The 19461-nt window shown below is 56.8% G+C and carries 17 protein-coding genes; 8 read left to right on the forward strand and 9 right to left on the reverse strand.

Features of this window, described 5'->3' with window-relative positions; all coding sequences use genetic code 11:
• Window positions 1–9: 9 nt before the first annotated feature.
• Genes ACGLWX_RS08985 through ACGLWX_RS08995 form a run of 3 tightly spaced genes read right to left on the reverse strand, consistent with a single transcriptional unit; the run spans window position 10 to window position 3837 of the window.
• Window positions 10–1419 (reverse strand): hypothetical protein, encoded by a 1410-nt coding sequence (locus tag ACGLWX_RS08985; protein WP_396239076.1) that lies wholly within the window; start codon window positions 1417–1419, stop codon window positions 10–12.
• Window positions 1416–2189 carry a 3',5'-cyclic-nucleotide phosphodiesterase gene (locus tag ACGLWX_RS08990; protein WP_396239078.1) on the reverse strand — a complete coding sequence of 258 codons (774 nt, stop codon included), beginning with the start codon at window positions 2187–2189 and terminating at the stop codon, window positions 1416–1418. The genes ACGLWX_RS08985 and ACGLWX_RS08990 overlap by 4 nt, the downstream gene beginning before the upstream one ends.
• A gap of 31 nt (window positions 2190–2220) precedes the next feature.
• Window positions 2221–3837: a GAF and HD-GYP domain-containing protein gene (locus ACGLWX_RS08995; RefSeq protein ID WP_396239080.1), complete on the reverse strand. Its 1617-nt coding sequence runs from the start codon at window positions 3835–3837 to the stop codon at window positions 2221–2223.
• A gap of 594 nt (window positions 3838–4431) precedes the next feature.
• Here ACGLWX_RS08995 and dcm point away from each other — a divergent pair.
• From dcm to ACGLWX_RS09010, 3 genes are all read left to right on the forward strand, one after another.
• Window positions 4432–5808, forward strand: a complete 1377-nt coding sequence (gene dcm / locus ACGLWX_RS09000) for a DNA (cytosine-5-)-methyltransferase (protein WP_396239082.1) — start codon at window positions 4432–4434, stop codon at window positions 5806–5808.
• A gap of 96 nt (window positions 5809–5904) precedes the next feature.
• The gene (locus tag ACGLWX_RS09005) at window positions 5905–6363 is read left to right on the forward strand and encodes a very short patch repair endonuclease (RefSeq protein WP_396239084.1); all 459 of its coding nucleotides are present in this window, start codon (window positions 5905–5907) and stop codon (window positions 6361–6363) included.
• A gap of 170 nt (window positions 6364–6533) precedes the next feature.
• Complete coding sequence (locus ACGLWX_RS09010; RefSeq protein WP_396239086.1) at window positions 6534–6806, forward strand: hypothetical protein; 273 nt, start codon at window positions 6534–6536, stop codon at window positions 6804–6806.
• 85 nt (window positions 6807–6891) lie between these two features.
• On the opposite strand, the gene luxS is transcribed toward ACGLWX_RS09010, so the two are convergent.
• The 6 genes from luxS to ACGLWX_RS09040 all read right to left on the reverse strand — a co-directional run bounded on the left by luxS (window position 6892) and on the right by ACGLWX_RS09040 (window position 13080).
• Window positions 6892–7416: an S-ribosylhomocysteine lyase gene (luxS, locus tag ACGLWX_RS09015; protein ID WP_252109173.1), complete on the reverse strand. Its 525-nt coding sequence runs from the start codon at window positions 7414–7416 to the stop codon at window positions 6892–6894.
• A gap of 358 nt (window positions 7417–7774) precedes the next feature.
• Window positions 7775–7927, reverse strand: coding sequence for a metallothionein (locus ACGLWX_RS09020; protein ID WP_396239088.1), 153 nt, complete (start codon window positions 7925–7927; stop codon window positions 7775–7777).
• 756 nt (window positions 7928–8683) lie between these two features.
• A complete protein-coding gene (locus ACGLWX_RS09025; RefSeq protein WP_252109171.1) occupies window positions 8684–8899 on the reverse strand; it encodes a hypothetical protein in 216 nt (71 codons plus the stop codon).
• A gap of 309 nt (window positions 8900–9208) precedes the next feature.
• Window positions 9209–10663, reverse strand: coding sequence for an SLC13 family permease (locus ACGLWX_RS09030; protein WP_396239090.1), 1455 nt, complete (start codon window positions 10661–10663; stop codon window positions 9209–9211).
• Between the two features lie 185 nt (window positions 10664–10848).
• Window positions 10849–12108 (reverse strand): M20/M25/M40 family metallo-hydrolase, encoded by a 1260-nt coding sequence (locus tag ACGLWX_RS09035; RefSeq protein ID WP_396239092.1) that lies wholly within the window; start codon window positions 12106–12108, stop codon window positions 10849–10851.
• A 51-nt stretch (window positions 12109–12159) separates the two neighbouring features.
• The gene (locus ACGLWX_RS09040; protein WP_396239094.1) at window positions 12160–13080 is read right to left on the reverse strand and encodes a LysR substrate-binding domain-containing protein; all 921 of its coding nucleotides are present in this window, start codon (window positions 13078–13080) and stop codon (window positions 12160–12162) included.
• A gap of 398 nt (window positions 13081–13478) precedes the next feature.
• Between ACGLWX_RS09040 and ACGLWX_RS09045 the strand changes: the two genes are divergently transcribed.
• The 5 genes from ACGLWX_RS09045 to ACGLWX_RS09065 all read left to right on the forward strand — a co-directional run bounded on the left by ACGLWX_RS09045 (window position 13479) and on the right by ACGLWX_RS09065 (window position 19436).
• Window positions 13479–14444: a TAXI family TRAP transporter solute-binding subunit gene (locus tag ACGLWX_RS09045; protein WP_396239096.1), complete on the forward strand. Its 966-nt coding sequence runs from the start codon at window positions 13479–13481 to the stop codon at window positions 14442–14444.
• A 23-nt stretch (window positions 14445–14467) separates the two neighbouring features.
• The gene (locus ACGLWX_RS09050; protein WP_396239098.1) at window positions 14468–16372 is read left to right on the forward strand and encodes a TRAP transporter permease; all 1905 of its coding nucleotides are present in this window, start codon (window positions 14468–14470) and stop codon (window positions 16370–16372) included.
• Window positions 16369–17799 (forward strand): acyclic terpene utilization AtuA family protein, encoded by a 1431-nt coding sequence (locus tag ACGLWX_RS09055; protein ID WP_396239100.1) that lies wholly within the window; start codon window positions 16369–16371, stop codon window positions 17797–17799. The genes ACGLWX_RS09050 and ACGLWX_RS09055 overlap by 4 nt, the downstream gene beginning before the upstream one ends.
• Window positions 17786–18136 (forward strand): hypothetical protein, encoded by a 351-nt coding sequence (locus ACGLWX_RS09060; protein ID WP_396239102.1) that lies wholly within the window; start codon window positions 17786–17788, stop codon window positions 18134–18136. Before ACGLWX_RS09055 ends, ACGLWX_RS09060 begins: the two co-directional genes overlap by 14 nt.
• A 91-nt stretch (window positions 18137–18227) precedes the next feature.
• Window positions 18228–19436: a YbfB/YjiJ family MFS transporter gene (locus tag ACGLWX_RS09065; protein WP_396239104.1), complete on the forward strand. Its 1209-nt coding sequence runs from the start codon at window positions 18228–18230 to the stop codon at window positions 19434–19436.
• Window positions 19437–19461: the final 25 nt, after the last annotated feature.

Genomic DNA, 19461 nt, shown 5'->3' on the forward strand with positions numbered 1-19461 from the left:
TGATCTCCATCAAAAAAGGTAGCGAAGCGCTACATTTGCCTGGTAACGGCTAGTATCAAAAAACTCGATGGTAGAGTGTCGACGCTCAGCCTCGGCACTCGTCTCCAGTAGCCAGTTTCGATCGAACTGAAAAAGCCAGGAAACTCGCGCTTGGGATACGTGGTCACGGCGATTTGAATCTGAAAATTCGTTATAAAAAGCGAAACCGTCTTCCTGATAAGAACGGATTCGATGGGTAAAACTTGAGCGAATCAGGTGACGTTCGCTGAATGGATAGTCGATGATAGAGCCAAGCGATAAACCCAGAAGATCTCCGCCATCTCGGCTATCATTGGCCCATTCATGCTCAAGCTGCGCGCTCCAACGAATTCGAAAGTCCGAGTAGAGAGTATCCAGCTGTATTCCCAGGCTGCCTGCGTGATAATCATTTGAGGCGAGATCAAAATCGTTACGTTCAAGTCCTAACTGCCAGACAAGTTTGCTATCCAGACTCACTGCGTGAGTGAAATCCAGATCGCTTCGCCAGCGAGTCAGCAAGTGGTTTTGATCCTCTCCACTCCATCCGATTAAGGCACTTCCTTTCAAGGCCAGTACACTTTGCGATGCCATATCACGTTCGTAGCCGAGTTGGGCTTGAGCCAGCGTCAAATCGTAGGCTCGAGCCATTTCTTCGGTATAGCGTTGAGATTGACTAATCGCGCCCACCTGCCAACGGGAGTGGTCGTTAATTGGAATATTTCCTTGATAGCTTCCCTGGATCCGTTGATAGGAACTACCGTTACGGTAGAAGATTTGCTCGTCAAGACCCGAAACGCCGCCCTGCGGCTGCCAACCATTGGCGATCAATCTTTCGACTTGCCGTCTAAGTTCAGGTCGCAAGGGGTCAATCGCAATTTCACTTGGCAGGCGCTGAGGGTTGCTGTCGTAACCTACCTCTAGGCCTAAAAATCCATTATGTTTTGAGCCATTTTTTTGATGACGATACTCATCAATCAGTGCTTGAAAACGCTCAATAGCCTCAAGTGCGTCTGGCGGAGGAGAAAGGTCCCGTAAATGATTCATCTCACGTTCGGCCGTTTCAAATTGGTCCAGGCGCATCAAGGCAGCTACTCGCTCCAAACGGGCACCAGCATGATCGGGTTGACGTAAAATCGCTCTATCCAAAGCCATTAACGCATGGCTTGCTTCACCCGCACGAAGAGCGGCCACACCAAGCCAGTAGTCGAATTCTGGAGTACCACTATTCTCTACTTCTATTGCTCGTAGCTCTGAATAAGCCAATTGAGGAGCTTTTTGAGACAACATAATTTTGGCTTGAGACAACTCTGTCTGATAGGCCTGTAAAGAAGTAGCCAGACCTGTACTACCTATAGTCGCTATAAAACACTTCAATATGCTCGATAAACCAAATTGCCTCATGTGGGGAGCGTCCAGTTTAACTGACGGGGAAGCTGGCGCTTTAGCTCGGCAGTAATCTTATCTCGAAGGTTGGGTTTTAAATGCGTAACGACGAGCTCGTCCGGAAGAACATTTAAAGACGCTAAGAGCCTGCTCAATCGGCGAGGAGTCAAATGATGACCAGCATCTGCCAGTGTATCCAAATCATCGCAGTAAGCGCATTCAATAACCAAACGCTTTAACGCTCCCAGACGGTTAAGCGAAACGATCGTTTCTTCACAAAGCCCAGTGTCTCCACAGATTGCTATTTTTTGAGTACCCTTGATGATGCAATAACCACACGTGGGGACGACATGAAAAAGTGGGAAGGGCATTACTCGCAAGGAGTTATCCGTATAAGGCGATAATGTAAAAGACTCCCAAACGGTAACGGGTATAAGATTAATGACAGGAAATTCATGCGATGGCAGTTTTGTAAAGTCTGGCCAGATATGCTCATTGAATATATGAAGTTTGAGCATGTTTAGTACTTCTGGCAGTGCAAAGATATCGAGTGTACGCACTTGCTCGGCAAGCATCTTGAATTGCCTATCAATCAACAAGGGGAGACTTGCGATATGATCCAAGTGGGCATGCGTTAATAATACATTTGTCAACGACATTATCTCATGCGAGCTAAGTCGTTGAACACCCGTACCCGCATCGATAAGCGTGTGTGGAGGTAAATGAAAAGCACTGGTACCTTGAATGGATTCTAGTCCGCCGCTTGCACCAAGTGTTTTAATCTGCATTGGGTCGTCTTATATAATATTGGGTTAATAGTTATGTAGATGAAGCTGTATTCAGTCCCGGAAGAGTATCTACGTCGACCGAGTCTATTTGAAAACTCTGCAGGTGCTTATGGGCATACTCCAGGTATACTTTCTCTTCTATAAATACCGCAAAAAGCGCTCCATCCAGATGCTGGTTTTCAACCATGTGACCCATGACTTTAAGCGCCTCGGATAATGTCATGGGCATTTTGTAAGGGCGATCTGGAGCCGTCAGGGCTTCGAATACGTCAGCTATCCCTAACATACGGGCGGGTAGAGACAGCTCATCACGTGTCAAACCTTTAGGGTAACCGCTACCGTCCATTCTCTCGTGATGTCCTCCTGCATATTCAGGAACGCGCTGTAGCTGTTTCGGGAAGGGGAGCTCGCTAAGCATGTCGAGCGTGGCTTGGACATGACCTTCTATGATTTTGCGTTCATTGTGGTTGAGCGTGCCTCGTCGGATGCAAAGGTTTTCGAGTTCGTCTGCCGTCAAGAGTGGCATTCGACAACCGCTGGCATCTTCCCAATCTTGTTGAGCGATAAGTTCGAGCTTTGTTATATCCTCATCTTGCACGATGGCGCCGTCGGCATTGACCCGCTGCACTAGTGCAAGATGATTTGCTAACGAGTCGAGTTCAGCTTGAAAAGTATCACGCTCGATTTGAGTCACTACCTTGTTGTTACGGCAGGCACTTAATTCTCTGCGTAGCTGTTCATTTTCGATTTCGCGCTTTTTAGCAGCGAAGCGCGCCTCAATTAAATGTAAACGATCGAAAAGCCCTTCTAGCTTCGTGGATTTTTCCATAATGTGATGCGGAATAACGATTTTTCCGCAGTCATGTAGCCATGCCGCTGTTTTAATTTCGTAGCGATCAGCATCTGTCAGAGTAAAGCTTGCGATATCAGGGTGTATCGAACGGTGGGCGGCCTCTGCCAACAACAACGTTGCATCGGGAACACGTCGGCAGTGCGCGCCCGTATGAGCGGATTTCGCATCGATAGCCGTTGCGATTACACGCACGAAGCTATCAAAAAGCGTACGCATTTCATCGATCAATCGTTGGTTCGTGATAGCGACCGAGGCCTGAGAGGCAAGAGACTCTGCTATATGCTGGTCGGCTCGACTAAAAGTGCCTGTTAGCCCGTGCTCCACGCGTTTATTGAGAAGTTGTAATACCGCGACGACCTCACCCTCATGGCTATGCATGGGAACGGTCAGAAATGCTCTCGAACGGTAACCTGTCGATTGATCGAATTTGCAGGTTCCCGAAAAATCGAAACCTTGGGCGCAGTAAGCATCTTCAATATTGACCGTTTTATCGTTCAAAGCCGTGTAGGCAACGACTAAATGATGGTTGGGAGAGCCATCGGGTTGAAATAGATCGATAGTGGGAAAATGTGCACCTACTGGTTCTCCATTGCCCCCCAAGTACAATCCCAGTGTATCGTTCTGCACGATAGCAAAAGACAGCTGTTTCTGTGCGCTATCGACGATGTAAAGAGTCCCTGCATCAGCCGAGGTTAGCTCACGCGCACTGTACAAAAGACTTTCAAGCAATGTGTCGAGATTGCGCTCCGAAGACAGGGCGATACCTATCTCGTTGAGCTGACGGATGCTAGACAAGTCACTTTCACTGGAGGATATGATCATGTAAGCCTAATGTATATTTCCCTTCATTATTTAGGACTACCTCACTTTTTAATAAGGGTACTTTCTTGCTAGATAAAAGCATGGTTTTTTTTGTAAATTTTGTGTTTTTGTGTAATTTTCTTAATTTTTTATGTTTTTTTTAGTTTTTTTATTTTCTATTTACTTGAATTAATTATTTAATGATTTTTATTCGCATTTTTCATGTTTGAAAATTATTCGCCGTTTGACTCATTTATAAAAGGTGTATCAATTAGTCGAAATGAATGGGTTACAGAGTGTGGGTCGATTAAATCAGTAACCTCGTCGGATAATAAAAGCCTGATTAATCAGAAGGAGCAGTAGGCTTGAAAAAGGTGATGCTTGGCATATGGATAAAACGATCTCTTTGGAAAAAAGATCAATACCATCATGCTCTATATTGGCGCATGGACCTGTTCGCAGTTAAAACGGGAGCAATATATAATCGTAGTATCTCGTCACACATTTGACCCAGAGAAAGCCATGTCGCGCCTATCCGATTTCGATCAAGATTCTGAACTACCGATTGCTCAGTACCGAAGGTGCGCTTTGGCCTCTCCCTACGAAGCGCTCGATGAAAACGCGCTGCTCGGTAAACTGTTAGAGATCTATGATCAGGGCGCCATCGCCCAAGCACTGTCAGAGGCCGACAAGGGCAGCTGGTGCCGGGAAACCATCAACCGCTGGGCGAAGGGCAAGGCCGAGCCCAAGGTTTCCCGTGCCGCTCACCAGCGCATGATCGACATGCTACCGGCGCCCAAACCAAACGATATGAAGCCGGCGTTTCGCTTCGTCGATCTGTTCGCCGGTATCGGCGGGATTCGGAAAGGGTTCGAGGCGATTGGCGGCGAGTGCGTGCTGACCTCCGAGTGGAACAAGTACGCCGTGCGCACCTACAAGGCGAACCACTATTGCGACCCGATCAAACACCGCTTCAACGAGGACATTCGCGAGCTGACCCTGAGCGCGGATCTCTCCGTCGACGAAGACGCCGCTTACCGCCATATCGGCCGCCACGTACCGGATCATGACGTGCTGCTGGCGGGTTTTCCTTGCCAGCCGTTTTCGCTGGCGGGGGTGTCGAAGAAGAACTCGCTGGGGCGTAAGCACGGTTTCGAGTGCGACGCCCAAGGCACGCTCTTTTTCGACGTGGCGCGGATTCTCGCGGCCAAGCGGCCCGCGGCATTCGTGCTTGAGAACGTCAAAAACCTCAAAAGCCATGACCAAGGCAAGACCTTTCAGGTGATCTGCGAAGCGCTGGACGAGCTGGGGTACGAGGTGGCCGATGTCGATGCGCCAAAAGGCCGCGATCCGAAGGTGATCGATGCCAGGCACTTTGTTCCACAGCACCGCGAGCGGATCGTGCTGGTCGGCTTTCGCCGCGACTTGAACGTTCACAGAGATTTCAGCCTGAAAGAGATCGCAAGTCTTTACCCGACGCACAGGCCGAGCTTTGGCGAGCTGCTCGATACCGAGGTCAGCGACAAGTACGTTTTGACCCCCAAACTGTGGGAGTACCTCTACAAGTACGCGCAGAAGCATCGCGAAAAAGGCAACGGCTTCGGATTTGGGTTGACGCGCGAGGGCGACGTGGCCCGTACGCTCTCGGCGCGCTATCACAAGGATGGCTCGGAGATACTGGTCGACCGCGGCTTCGACGGCACCCAGGACTTTTACGGCGAGGCGAACCAGCGCCATCGCCCGCGCCGGCTAACGCCCCAAGAGTGCGCGCGGCTGATGGGGTTCGACGCCCCCGGCGAAAGCCGTTTCGTCATTCCGGTTTCAGATACACAGGCGTATCGTCAGTTCGGTAACTCGGTGGTCGTGCCGGTGTTCGAAGCCGTCGCCCAATTGATGAAACCGCGTATTCTCGCCGCGGTTAAAATCGATTCGGACCGCCAAACAGAGGGTTACTCAAGCTCTTAATAACCCTGGCGCATTAGACGCCGGCAGACGCTTGACGCGGCGATGAAGCTAGGCCGGGCGTGCTACGCTTTGAAGACCTGTCTGGCGGATACTTGCATGACCGACATCGTCGATCCTTCCACACGTTCGAAAATGATGGCTTCTATTAAGGGCAAGAACACCGCGCCGGAGCGCTTCGTCCAGGCCGAACTCGAGCGACGTCATCTGTCGTTTGAAGCGCATTCGGTCGAGCTTCCCGGCAAGCCGGATGTAATCTTGCCGCTTTATCAGATGGCGCTGTTCGTCAACGGCTGTTTTTGGCACCGCCACCCTGGCTGCTTCTACGCCACCACCCCCGCAAGTCAAACCACCTTTTGGCAGCAAAAGCTTGGCGATACCGTCGAGCGCGATGCGCGAAAGCGCGCCGAACTCGAGGCGCTGGGCTGGCGAGTCATCGTCGTTTGGGAGTGTGGCGTCAAGCACTGCCTGGATCAGTTCGAGGAGGTGGTAGATGCCATCGAAGGGGAAATCGCGCTGACGGAGTGGCCCGAGAAGCCGCCGCGGGTGCGGGAATGACTGTTTTGAGTACCGACTTCATTACATGAGTTAAACAACCGCCTCCATTTGCCTCGATCCGGCGCGGTAACCGCGCTAAATCACGCATCTTTGCTACCCTGAAAGGGCTGTCGGCCATGGTCGGCGGCGGTAATGGAGCAACGACACTCATTGGATGATCGAGGTATGACATGGCGGATTTTCAGCGTATCAATCTGAGCCTGGACCACTACAGCTGGGACGATATACCGAGCAATGACCCGCGCGTAAGCGGCGAGCCAGAAGAGAGCACGACCTTCGACCCCAAGCAGGGCAATGAAGTGCTCTATATGCTGAACATGGTGCTCTCCGCCTCGGCGCCGATCACCGCGCTACACAAGGGTGAGGAGCTGATTCGTGACGAGCTGCCCGCAGGTTCCCAGGACCAATTTGCGGTCAAGAAGTGGCTCGACGAGCGCCTCTAAGCGATGTAAAGACGGGCAGCTCAGGTGCTGCCTGACATGAAGAAGCCCCGCCATGGCGGGGCTTTCTCGTGTCTGGACCTACACGTTATTTGACGTCGTTGCCCAGTGCCGACAAACGCTCTTCACTTAGCGCGATGTCCGCGTTCTTGTTTACGCCGATGCCGTTATCGATGATGTTTTGGGCGATCTGCTTGGCATCGTCCAGCGAGTGCATCACGTAGGTGCCGCACTGATACTCGTTGAGTTCGGGAATTTCGTCCATGCGGTTGAGCGCAAGCACATCGTGCATGGAGGCAAGCCAGGCCTCGCTGACCTGCTCTTCTGAAGGGCTACCCAACAGGCTCATGTAAAAACCGGTGCGACAGCCCATGGGCGAGATATCGATGATCTCGACGCTATCGCCGTTCAGGTGATTACGCATGAAGCCGGCAAAAAGGTGCTCTAACGTGTGAATGCCTTTTTCGCCCATCATGTCTTCGTTAGGCTTGTTGAAGCGCAAATCGAACACGGTAATGGTGTCGCCGGAGGGGGAGGTCATGGTTTTAGCAACGCGAACCGCCGGGGCGTTCATGATCGTGTGATCGACGGTAAAGCTATCGAGTAGTGGCATGGGAGCTCCTTGGTGTCATCGATGGGGCGGTTTAAAGCGGCACCTGCTTCAAGCAGGGATATAACGAGAGCGGGGCGCTTCACGCGCCCCTTCCTCTCATCATCGCATTCGATCTAGCGGTCTTAAAAAGGCAGTGCGCCGCTAAAGCCGATGCCCAGTACGGCAATGATGACGATGATAACAACGATGGCGGTGGTTGATGGCATTTTCTTTCCCTGATCCGTTGGTTAAACCCTCAAAGCTTAGTGCAAGGTGCCTGGTTACGCACGGCGCATTCCCTCGCTTTGCTCCTTTATAAAAAAGCGCCCGATCATCGATGGCAATCGGGCGCTAGGCTTTCGATACGCTTTACGGGGCGTTAACCACATTGGCAGTTATGACCGCAGTCGGCGCTGCCGTCTGTGTGGCCAATGGCGTAGGACTGACAGCAAAAACGTTGTCCATCTTTTTCGATGGATTCCGCGTTAACGGCGCATTCGCATTTGGGGCATGCACACTGTTGTTCAGACATAGCGACCTCCTTTGTTAACTCTTTTAAGCGTAGTGTCCTGAGGTGATATTATGTAATTGCTATTTTTTGAAAATTTCTAAGCAGGCGATCAAAGCGCTGCCTTCAAGCTATTGTGAGCGGGTGGGGCTGTATGGCGGGTTTTCCGAACAGATACGAAAAAGCACCCTTAAAAAGGGTGCTTTTTCGTTGCCTCTGCTGGCCATCCGTGTGTTTTGCTTGCTCGTCCTGAGCTTCTCATTTCCGTGAGACGTAAACGCTCAATCCTGAGCTTTTTTCATCCTTGAACGCTAAGTACTCATCCTGAGTACATTCACTCCTTGAAGACTTCGTTCTTCCTGAACGGGCGATCCTTCGCGAAGCGGTTTCCTTGCCGCGAACACTACAGATTATAGAACAACGCCAAGTTGTGTACAAGATAAAATTGTATTTTTATTGTACTTGCCTAGTACGTAAATGATGCTGGTGTAGAAAATAGAGTGTCTGTCCAAATTTTGCCCATATTTTGCGGCGTTATCGCTTTGCAAGCTAAAAACCCGATGAATTTTGGCATTGGTTAACTCAGGATAAATCGTTTGCCCTCTATAGGGTCCACTGTGTGCGCACTGCTTAAGGACAAGCGAGAAGGAGAGGCGAACAGGAGGTTTGCACTCACAAGGATGCATGAGCGGGATGTTTATGGAGCAGGGTTAAGGAAGATTCGATGAAGCCCCAGCCGATAGCGGCTGGGGCTTTTTTAATGCGCCAAAGGTTTGGCGCTCAGCAGGCCGTATCCAAATACTGTGGGCCCAGCTGGTCAAGCGGTACGTCCATGCCGGTTTGGCACGCCAAGCAGCGCAGAGTCGCGCTTTGCTTGCCGGTACCTTCCAGACGAAAGTGCTTGAAATAGAAAGTTTTGAGGGTTTCGGCGTTGCCGCAATGGCGGCAAATAATATCCAAACCGCCCACGGTATGACTGATCATGATATCCCGCACGCTAACCTCCTGCTGTTATTGAGTTGTGGGGTCTCGCGTAAAAGAGCTCAATTCCCTTTGCTCTTGCTACCTTTCAAGCATAAGCGGCTTACCGCGTTCTGCCACTGCTCTGGGTTAACAATAGCGTTTTAATTTTGTCACGCGGCTGACACATCGCGAGCGCATGGTGGTCAAGACGCCGGGAGGGCGTAGGAGGGAGCAAGCAGGAGGCTGGCTAAACCAGGGAGGCGCGACAGGAGGTTGCGAAAGTCTTCAGGGAGGACATGCTCGTACTGGACCCGGCCGGATGGCCGGGTCTTTTTTTGCGCCTTATAAAGGCGAGGGCAACAGCAGCGGCACGATGAAGTAGACGAACACCGTGATGACTACGGCGCTGACGATGTTCATGGCAAAGCCCGCCTTGGCCATCTGTTTAATGGTAATACGCCCGCTCGAGAACACGGCCGCGTTGGGTGGCGTCGAGATCGGCATCATGAAGGCGCAAGTAGTGGCCAGCGCCACTGCGATCATCAGCCCCAGCGGATTGCCGGTAGTGATCGCTGCGGCGAGCCCGGCGGTAATGGGAATTGCCATATTGGCCGTGGCGGTGTTGGAGATGATTTCGGTGAGGAAGAGCATCAAGAGCACCATGAACAGCAAGAGCCAGAAGTAGCTCACCCCGTCGAGCAGCTGGAGTTGTTCACTGATCCAGCCGGTCAGGTCGCTGGCGCTGAACGCCGCGGCCAGCGACATGCCCCCACCCCACAGGATGAAAAGCCCCCAGGGCAGATGCTTCATGTCATCCCAAATCAGCAGGCTACGCTTTTCACCATGGGCCGGAATGATGAATAGCGACACCGCGGCGATCACCGCAATCAGGGTATCGTTGATCGGTAGATCGAAAAACGGCGCCAGCCAGCCGCGCAGTGCCCAAGCCAGTGCGGTGAGTACGAACACCCCAAGCACGCGCTTTTCATTGCGGGTGATTGGGCCGAGCGCTTCGAGCTCCTGAGCCACGAAGTTTACTTCAAGGCGCGTGTTGGGCACTTTTGAGTAGACGCGGGTCAGGTAGGCGTAGAGAAAGACCAGCAGCAGAATCGTCAGCGGCAGCGCGAAGATCATCCACTGTAGAAAGCTGATTTCGACATCGAAGAACTGCGGAATCATCGCCACTACGATGGCGTTGGGCACCGAGCCGATGATCGTGGCGAGCCCGCCGATCGAAGCGGAGTAGGCCACGGTCAATAGCAGCGTGCGCGCGAAAGCGTCGCGCTGGTTCTTATCGAACTGGTCGCGCTCGTCGAGCTCATTTAAAAGCGCCACGGCGATGGGTAGCATCATCAGCGCCGTGGCCGCGTTGGAGATCCACATCGACAAAAACGCCGAGGCGATCAGCACGCCTAGCACGATGCTACGCAGGCTGTTACCAATGCGGTTGACGATGGAGAGCGCGATGCGTCGATGCAGGTTCCAGCGCTCGATGGCGATCGCTAGTATGAAACCGCCCATGTACATGTAGATGACCGGGTTGGCGTAGCCCACGACGGCTTCGTCCATGCTCATGACGCCGGTCAGCGGCAGTAGAATCATCGGCAGAAACGAGGTAACCGGAATAGGCACCGGCTCGGTGACCCACCACACTGCCATCCACACCGTGAGCCCCAGCACGATGCGTGGCATTGGGTCGATCAGCGTGGCGGGCATCGCCAACTGGAGTACTACGAACAGTAACGGCCCCGCCAGCAGCGGCACCCACCGGCGCCACTGATCGGTTAATGAACTCATGCTTGGCTCCCAGACAGAAATAAACAGATCGCTTGGCAATAACGTTGGCGGCTGGATGCTACCACTTACGTCTATGAAACGTTTGTCCAGGGGGTAAGACTTTGGTCGTGTATAGCAGGCGGGAGCAGCGCTGGGAGTATTAGGCGGGCAAAAAAAAGCCCCCGGCGTGGCCGGGGGCGTAGAGGTTACTCGTCGTCTTCTTTCTCATCCTTGGGCTTGTCGCTGCCCTGATGATCGAGCTCGCTTGCCTGATCCAAGCGCGGGTGGTGATCGAAGAATAGCCCGTTGACGTCGTCGACCTGATCCAGCAGCTTGATCGTCTCGGCCAGTACGTGAATCGCGGCCAGCACGTCCTGGGTGTTGCCGCTTTCCGAGATGGTATGCATATTGCGCGTCGGAAAGCCCAGCGAGGTCGCGGCGCTATCGATGGAGGCAAGAACGCTTGCCATCCCGTCGGTGCCGGTATCCACGCCGACGATATCGCGCTGCATGGGAATGTCCTGCTGGCGCGCGGTTTCGGCGATGATGCGGTTGAGCTGCTCGCTGGCGATCGAGCCGACGGACAGCGTAAAGCCCTTGCCCATCTCCAGCGCCTGCATGCGCTTATCGCCGATGCCGGGCGCGGCCACGTAGTCGTGGTTCACGTCGATACCGATCAGCGCGTCGGGTTTGAGATCACCGGCTAGCACGCGGCTGCCGAAGCGGCCGATCTCCTCGTAGCTTGCGATGGCGAACATTACGCGTACGTTGTTGGTGCCGCCGGCTTCGGCTACCAGGCGTGCCACTTCCGCGGTGACGAAGCAGCCCAGGCCGTTATCGAGATACGCACCGTAGAAGGTGTTGGGGCTGAAGCCTTTTTTGATCGGGCGGTTGAAGATGATCGAATCACCCGGGCGCACGCCCAGGTTGAGCACCTGCTGTTTCTTGTTCTCGCCGTGAATCTGTAGATCCAGATAGATCTGCTCTTTCTTGATGCCTTTCTCGCCGCTTCTGACACCTGGGTCCGAGAAGTGGATCGCGCCCAGCGCCTCGACGGTGCCGCCTTCCAGCCGGCGATAGCTGCCCGGCGCTTCCGGGTCTTCGCTGAACAGGATGACTTCGTGGCCGATCAGCACCGTCGGCAAAAACGAGTCGGTGTTGATCCAGATCTTGCCGTCCTCGCCGATCGAACGCACCTGCATGCGGATCTTGTCGGCGTGGCCCACCAGCATGATCTTGAACATGTCGTCCTGGCCCGGGTGGGTATCCAGCACCACGCCGGCGTTGCCACGATACTGATGAAGCTTCCAGCTCTCGGGGGCGAAGCTTTCAAAGTAAGGCTTCAGCACGCCGTAGGTCATGGCCCCTTCGAGCCCGACCGGGCTTGGCGCGGCGATGATATTGCGCATCAAATCGAACTGCGCCTCGGGCATCGGCTGCGTCCAGGGTTTGGCGCTTTCGCTCATGTAAAACTCTCCATGTTGGCTCGTGAGTAGGCTATCCAGTTTGGCACAAATCTATTGGAAACGTGTGCCGTTCATCGGCCTCGAGCCATCATCGACGGCGTGAATCAGCTCGAACAGCGCCCGCGCTGCACTGGACAGAGGATGGCGCCGGCTTAAGACAATACCAAGCTCGCGGGGCGTGTTCGGCGCTACCAGCGGCCGGTGGTCGATACCTGCTGCCGCGATCTGACGAAAGCTCAGCGCAGGAAGTACGCTAATGCCAAGCCCCGCCGCGACCATACGGCCCACCGTGGCGATCTGGCTGGCATCGCAAAGAATATCGAGCTTGACGCCAACGCTCGCCACTGTACGGTCGATATCCTGACGCGAGCTCGATAGCCGATTGATGCCGATGAAAGGGTAGTCCCCCAACTGCGCCCACTCTGCGTGCGTTTGCTGACCAAGCGCGTGGCCGTCAGGGAAAACCGCCACGTAGCGGTCGACCCAAATGGGCTCGAAGCTTAGATCGTCTGCGTTCTGAGGCTCGACGGAAAGCCCGAAGTCGGCGCGACCCTCGCGCACCATTTGATTGATCTGCTCGGCCAGCACGTCGTGAAGGCTCAGATTGATGCGTGGATAGGTTTCGTGAAAGCGCTTGAGCACGCCTGGAAATATCCCCGCCGCCAGTGTCGGCAGTGCGGCAACCGTCACCTTGCCGCGCTGCTTGGAGAACTGCTCACCGAGATCCTCGAAAGCCTCGTGCCAGTCGCTAAGAAGACGCTGCGCGACGGGCAAAAACGCCTCGCCTTCCGGCGTCAACGCGAGCTGGCGGCTGGTGCGGGCAAACAGCGCTCCGCCCACGCTTTCCTCGAGCTTTTTTAGCGCGATGGAAATGGCGGGTTGGGAAAGGTGCACGCGCTCGCTGGCTTCGCTAAAGCTTCGCGATTGGGCCACCGCCACGAATACTTGAAGCTGCTTGATGCTGGTCGTCATATGAATATCAAACCCTGGCCTGAGAGAGCGTGCTCACGAGAAAGTGTGTGTGAAAGGCCGTCATTTATGGACCGCTTAAGGGTAACGAGAATGACTTCTTAGAGCGGATAACGCCGGACGCAAGACCCTTAAAGAGAACGTTTTTTCTGAGACTTTAGTTTATATGTCCATTAACTAAAGTACTTTTTGCTATTGCTGTACTGCAGCAAACACCCGTATATCAGGCACTAAAGAGACGCATTATTTTATTTTAATAAATAAAACGAAATTTAAAAACAATTTAATATACAAAACTTTTGTCAGTCCTCACCTTGAGTTATCGCTTAAAAAAGCGTTCCTGTACCACTACTTACCTTTTACCCCACAATAAAAACGGCCCTTGGGGCCCGGGAGTCACCATGAAAACGCTACTCACCGCCGTTGTCGCCAGTACCGCGCTGGTCGCCGCCGCTGTCAGCCATGCCAACGAGCGTCTACTGATCGGGTCGACCTCCAGCTCGTCGAGCCATTACAGCTACTTCGTCGCCGTCAACCAGATCATCAACAATCAGGTCGAAAACATCAGCTCGTCGGTGGCTGAAACGGGCGCAGCGGTGGACAACCTTCGCCGTCTTGGCCGCCATCAGATCGATATGGGGTTGGTCACCACCAATATCGGCTACCACGCCTACGCCGGTGAGCAGGAGTTCGACGGGCGCCCGGTCGATAGCCGTCTGCTGTGGGTCTACACCGTGGCACCGCAAAACGCCGTGATGCGTGAAGACGCCGGCGTTACCACCTTCGCAGAGCTGGACGGCGTGCGCTTCAACCCGGGGATCACCGGCTCGGCTACCGAAAAGACTACCGAAGCGGTCATGACGACGCTGGGCATCGAGCCCGACTATGTGCGCGGCTCGACTACCGACATTGTCGATTCGATGAAGGATGGTCGCGTCATGGGCTCGGTGAAGTCCGGCGTGGGTAACCGTCTCGACGGCTCCACCATGGACATTTCCACGTTCACCCCCATCAGCGTGCTCTCGCTCGATGACGAGCAGGCCCAAACCCTTCGCGACGAGATGCCTGATCTGGCAATCGTCGACGTACCCGAAGGCGCAGGGGACGGTATCCCGGCCTACACCACTTGGGCATTCGGCGTTGCCGTTCACGCGCATCCGGACATGAGCGAGGAGACCGCCTACGAAATCGTCAAGGCGGTCATGGAAAATCCGGAGCCGCAGATCAACGCCTTCTCGGCAATGGAAGGTGCGGACATCGCCCAAATGACCCTCGAGGTAGGCACGGTACCGCTGCACGCCGGCGCCGCGCGTTATTTCGAAGAGCAGGGTTATGAGATTCCCGAGGCGCTGCAGCCGGCCCAGTAAGTCTCCGATAGAGGACGAAGTTCATGCGAGACCTACTCGTCAAGGGGCTGGCGCTGACGCTTGGCGGCCTGATCCTTTTTACGTCTGCGACCGGGCCTTTTGAAAGCCTGGTTCAGCGCAGTCTCTTTCTTGCGCTGGTCATTCTTCTAGGGTTTGCCGTCTACCCCTTGGGCGACGGCAAGCGCTGGCGCCCGATTGGTATCGCCATCGATCTGGTGCTGGCGGTGGGCGTGGTGCTCGCCTGCGGCTACGTGGCGCTCAATTACGAGCAGATTCTGGTCGAGCTCCCCTGGGCCACGCCGCGGGACATGGTGCTGACCGGGGTGCTGCTGATCGCCATTCTGGAGCTTTCCCGCCGGGCGATTGGCTGGATCTTTCCAATTCTGGTGGTGGCCGGGCTCGCCTACGCCTGGTTTGGCTCGATGATTCCTGGGCCGCTGGGGCACCGCGGGTTCGATCTTTACTACATGACCGAAACGATCTATCTGGGCGATCTAGGTGTTTGGGGCATGCTGGTGGGCGTAGCCGCCACCACCATCGCGGCGTTCGTGCTCTTTGGCTGTCTGCTGCTGCACACCGGCGGCGGTAATACCTTCATGGATTTGGCGCTGCGCATCAGCGGGCGCTCGCCGGGCGGGGCGGCCAAGGTAGCGACCGTCGCCTCAGGGCTTTTCGGCATGGTTAGCGGTAGCGCCGTGGCCAACGTGGCCACGACCGGCAACTTCACCATTCCGATGATGAAACGGCTGAACTACCCGCGGCCCTTTGCAGCGGGCGTGGAAGCGGTGGCCTCCACCGGTGGGCAGATCGCGCCGCCGATTTTAGGGGCCGCAGCGTTCATCATGGCTGAGATCATCGGCGAGAGTTACCTGCGTATCGCTTTGGCGGCGCTGCTGCCGGCGATACTTTTCTATCTGGGCGTGTTCTTGACGATCCATCTGGTGGCCAAGCGCCGCGAGCTCAAGGTGGTGCCCGAAGACGAGCTGCCGCCCTGGGCGGAAATTCGCCGGCCCGAGCGGATCATTCCGATTCTGGCCGCGCTCGGCGGGCTCTTCTACGGGGTGCTGAGCGGGCGCTCGATTCAGATGTCGGCGTTCTACGGCATCCTGATGACGGTGCTGACCTTCGTACCCTTCGCACTGATCGCGCGCATGCCGCTCAAGGCGGTCATCGGCAAGCTCGTGGGCGGGCTGGTCGATGCGGGCAAGGGCATGGTCATCATCGGCGTGCTGCTGGCCGGTGCACAGATTCTGGTGGCCATGATCGGCATGACCGGGATCGGCGTGACGCTGGCGAGTCTGATCGTCAACGTAGGCGGAGAGTCGCTGTTTCTCGTGGCGCTGATCGTCGGCGGGGTTTGTCTGATTCTTGGCATGGGCATTCCCACCACCGCGGCCTATGTGCTGGTCGCCTCGGTGCTGGCGCCGGCGCTGACCACTATCGGCGTCGAGCCGCTCATCGCGCACCTGTTCGTATTTTATTTTGCGACGCTGTCGGTCATTACGCCGCCGGTCTGCATCGCGGTGTTCGTCGCCTCGGGTATCGCCGGCACCAACTGGCTGCCGTCGGCGGTAGAGGCGGTGCGCCTGGCCGCCGCGATCTACGTCATTCCGTTTCTGCTGTTGATCTACCCGGCGCTGGCGGGCTTCGGCTCGGCCTGGGAGATCGTGCTGGCAAGCTCGCAGGGCATCGTATTCGTCGTGGCCTTCGCCGCGCTCATGTCGCGCGTCATGATGACCGGCCACCGCGTGGTGGACGCGCTGGCCTTGGCGCTGGTGATCGGCCTGGCGCTCATTCCCGGATGGCTGACCACGCTCAGCGCGTTGATCATCATCGCGGGGCTTTTCTGGCGCCGTCGCCAGCTGCTCGATGACGGCGTGGCGCCGACCACACCTGCCCCTCAACTTCTCAAGGAGCACACCACATGAGCTTTTTACTGGGTAGTGGGGCCGGGTTCTCCGGCGATCGCACCGATGCGGCCGAGGCGGTGGTGGCGGAACTCATCCGGCGAGGAAAGCCCGCCGCTTTGGCCTTCGAAACGCTGGGCGAGCGCACGCTGGCCGCGGCGCACCGCGCCATGCGCGAAGACCCGGCGCAGGGGTTCGAGCCGCTGATCGAAGAGTTTTTGCCGCCGGTGCTGCGCGACTGCGTCGATCACGGCATCACCATCCTGGGCAATTTCGGCGCCGCCAACCCCGAAGGTGCCTGCGCGCTGGTCAAAAAGCTGGCCGAGGCCGCAGGCCGCCCGGATATCGCCATCGCCCAGGTGCATGGCGACGACATCCGTGACCGGCTGCGCTCGCTCGACCTGACGCCTTGGGAGGCGGAGCGCCAGGCGCTGCCTGACGACAGCGCGCTCATTTCGGCGAACGTTTATCTAGGTGCCAAGGCGCTGGTCGAGGCGCTTTCGCTTGAGGCCGACATCGTAGTCACCGGGCGCGTCGCCGACCCCGCGCTCTTTCTGGCGCCCTTGATGCACCATTTTCAGTGGCGCTGGGACGACTGGGACCGGCTCGCCTGCGGCATGATGGCCGGGCACCTGGCCGAGTGCGGTGCCCAGGTCAGCGGCGGATACTTTGCCGATCCGGGGCTCAAGGACGTGCCGAGTCTCGCCACCGTCGGCTATCCGATCATCGAGGTGGAAGAAAACGGGCGCCTTCTGGTGACCAAGCCGGAGGGTAGTGGGGGGCTCGTGACCGAGCAGACCGTCAAGGAGCAGCTTCTGTACGAGGTGCACGACCCGGCCAACTACCTGACGCCGGACGTGGTGGTCGATTTGTCCAACGCGACCGTGCGTCAGCTCGGCCCGGATTGCGTGGAGGTGAGCGGCATTCGCGGCAAGCCGGCGCCTGCGCGTTTGAAAACCACCGTGTGCTACGACGGCGGCTGGCAAAGCGAGGCGGAGATCTCCTACGCCGGGCCCAACGCGCTCGAGCGCGCACGGCTCGCCGCCCGGGTGCTGCGCGAGCGGCTGGCGTTTCGTACCCCGGCGGAGCTTCGCACGCGTTTCGACATCATCGGCCTTGCAAGCGTGTTCGACAGCGACGACGGCGAGCTTCAGCGTCTGGCCGCCCCGGCCAATCCCGACGGCGACTACCGCCTGCGTTTGGCCGCCGAGCATCCGGAGCGGCGCTGGGTCGCACGCGCAACCCAGGAGCTATTGGCGCTTTACTGCGCGGGGCCGGCGGGCGGAGGCGGTGTGCGGCGTCAGTTCCAGCGGCGGGTGTTTACCGCCTCATATCTGGTGCGGCGCGACGATGTTCACGATTACGCTCGCTTGTTCGACGTTAGATCACAAAACGCCCAGCCGCAAAATGCCTATGACCAAAGAGGAACCTCCCATGCTGCAGGCTGAAACGTCGCATCCGGCGCGCGCCGTGGAGACGACGCCACTTCACCAGCTGGCTCACGCTAGGGCCGGGGACAAGGGCGACCGGCTCAATATCGCGTTGTTCGCTTACCGGCCGGAGGATTACGACCTGCTCGTGAGTGAGCTCGACGAGGCCCTGGTACTGGCGCTTTTTCAGCACCGCGGCGCTAGCCGCGTTCGCCGCTACCTGCTGCCTCAGCTGGGGGGCATGAATTTCGTCATCGACGACGTGCTCCAGGGCGGGGTCAACGGTGCGCTCAACCTGGACGGCCACGGCAAGACGCTCTCCTTTCTACTGCTTGGCGTGGATATTACGCGCTGACTCGACTTAGGTGGTCATGACGGCCGGCGCCGGACGCCTTATCATGCGTTGATGGTTCAACAATAATGCATATAAGGTAACGGAGCCGCCCTTGACCGCCTCGATCTCCCTGCAGCGCTATAAGGTGCTGCTCGCCGGTATTTTCAGCCAGCTTCTGTGTGTCGGCGTGGCGCGCTTTGCCTATACGCCGCTTCTGCCGGTGATGCAGGGCGGCGGGCTTTTGAACGACGCCGAGGGCGGGTGGCTGGCCGCTTTTAACTACGCGGGCTACATGCTGGGCGCGGTGCTTGCCGCCTCGACTGGAAGTCTCGCGCTCAAGGATACGCTCTACCGCGCGGGGCTTTTGCTGGCGGTGGTAACGACCCTTGGTATGGCGCTGACCGAAAACCTCTGGCTCTGGGCCGCGCTGCGCTTTTTGGCGGGGCTCTCCAGCAGCGCCTCGATGCTGTTGGCCTCGGGGCTGATTCTGCACTGGCTGATCGAACACAAGCGCCGAAGTGAGCTGGGCATTCACTTCGCGGGCCTGGGGCTTGGCATCGTGCTGGCAGCGCTGGCGGTGGAGGGGTTGCTGGCGCTCTCCATCGACTGGCGCGGCCAGTGGCTCTGGCTGACCGCGTTGGGCGCCGGGCTTGTGATTCCCGCATGGCGGTGGCTGCCGCCTCCTACGAAACCTGCCGCCAGCGCCACGCGCCAACCGGCCACCAAGCGGTCCGCCAGCGCGACCTTTCTGCGCCTGATGGTGCCGGCCTACTTTTGCGCCGGGTACGGCTACGTGGTTAACGCGACCTTTCTCGTCACCATTGTCGAGCGCGAACCGCTGCTTGCTGGTACCGGCAACTGGGCGTTTGCGCTGGTGGGGCTGTCCGCAGCGCTAACGGTAGTGATGTGGGACTTCGTCGCCCGCCGCCTTGGCTATCTGGGGGCGCTTTGCCTTGCCATGGTCATTCAGGTGGTGGGGATTTGGCTTCCGCTCTGGAGCACGAGCCTGGCCGCGCTGCTGTTAAGCGCGGTGCTTTATGGTGGTACCTTTCTTGGGTGCGTCTGTTTAGTGCTCACCATGGCCGGGCGGCTTTATCCGGATAACCCGGCGCGGCTGATGGGGCAGCTGACGCTGGCCTACGGCGCGGCGCAGATCATCGCGCCGGCGGTGACCGGAATGCTTGCCGAAGCCGTCGGCGACTACCGGCTGGGGCTATGGCTTGCCGGCGCGCTGGTGGCGCTGGGCGCCGTGATTCTGCTGGTGCTCAAGCGCGTGGACCGCACCGCCCAGCGTCTGGACGCCGAGGCGCGCGCGCTCTAGCGCAAAACTCCTGGGCTTTTAGGCC

Origin of the sequence: Halomonas sp. HMF6819 (assembly GCF_044335525.1) — a bacterium.
GTDB lineage: Bacteria > Pseudomonadota > Gammaproteobacteria > Pseudomonadales > Halomonadaceae > Vreelandella.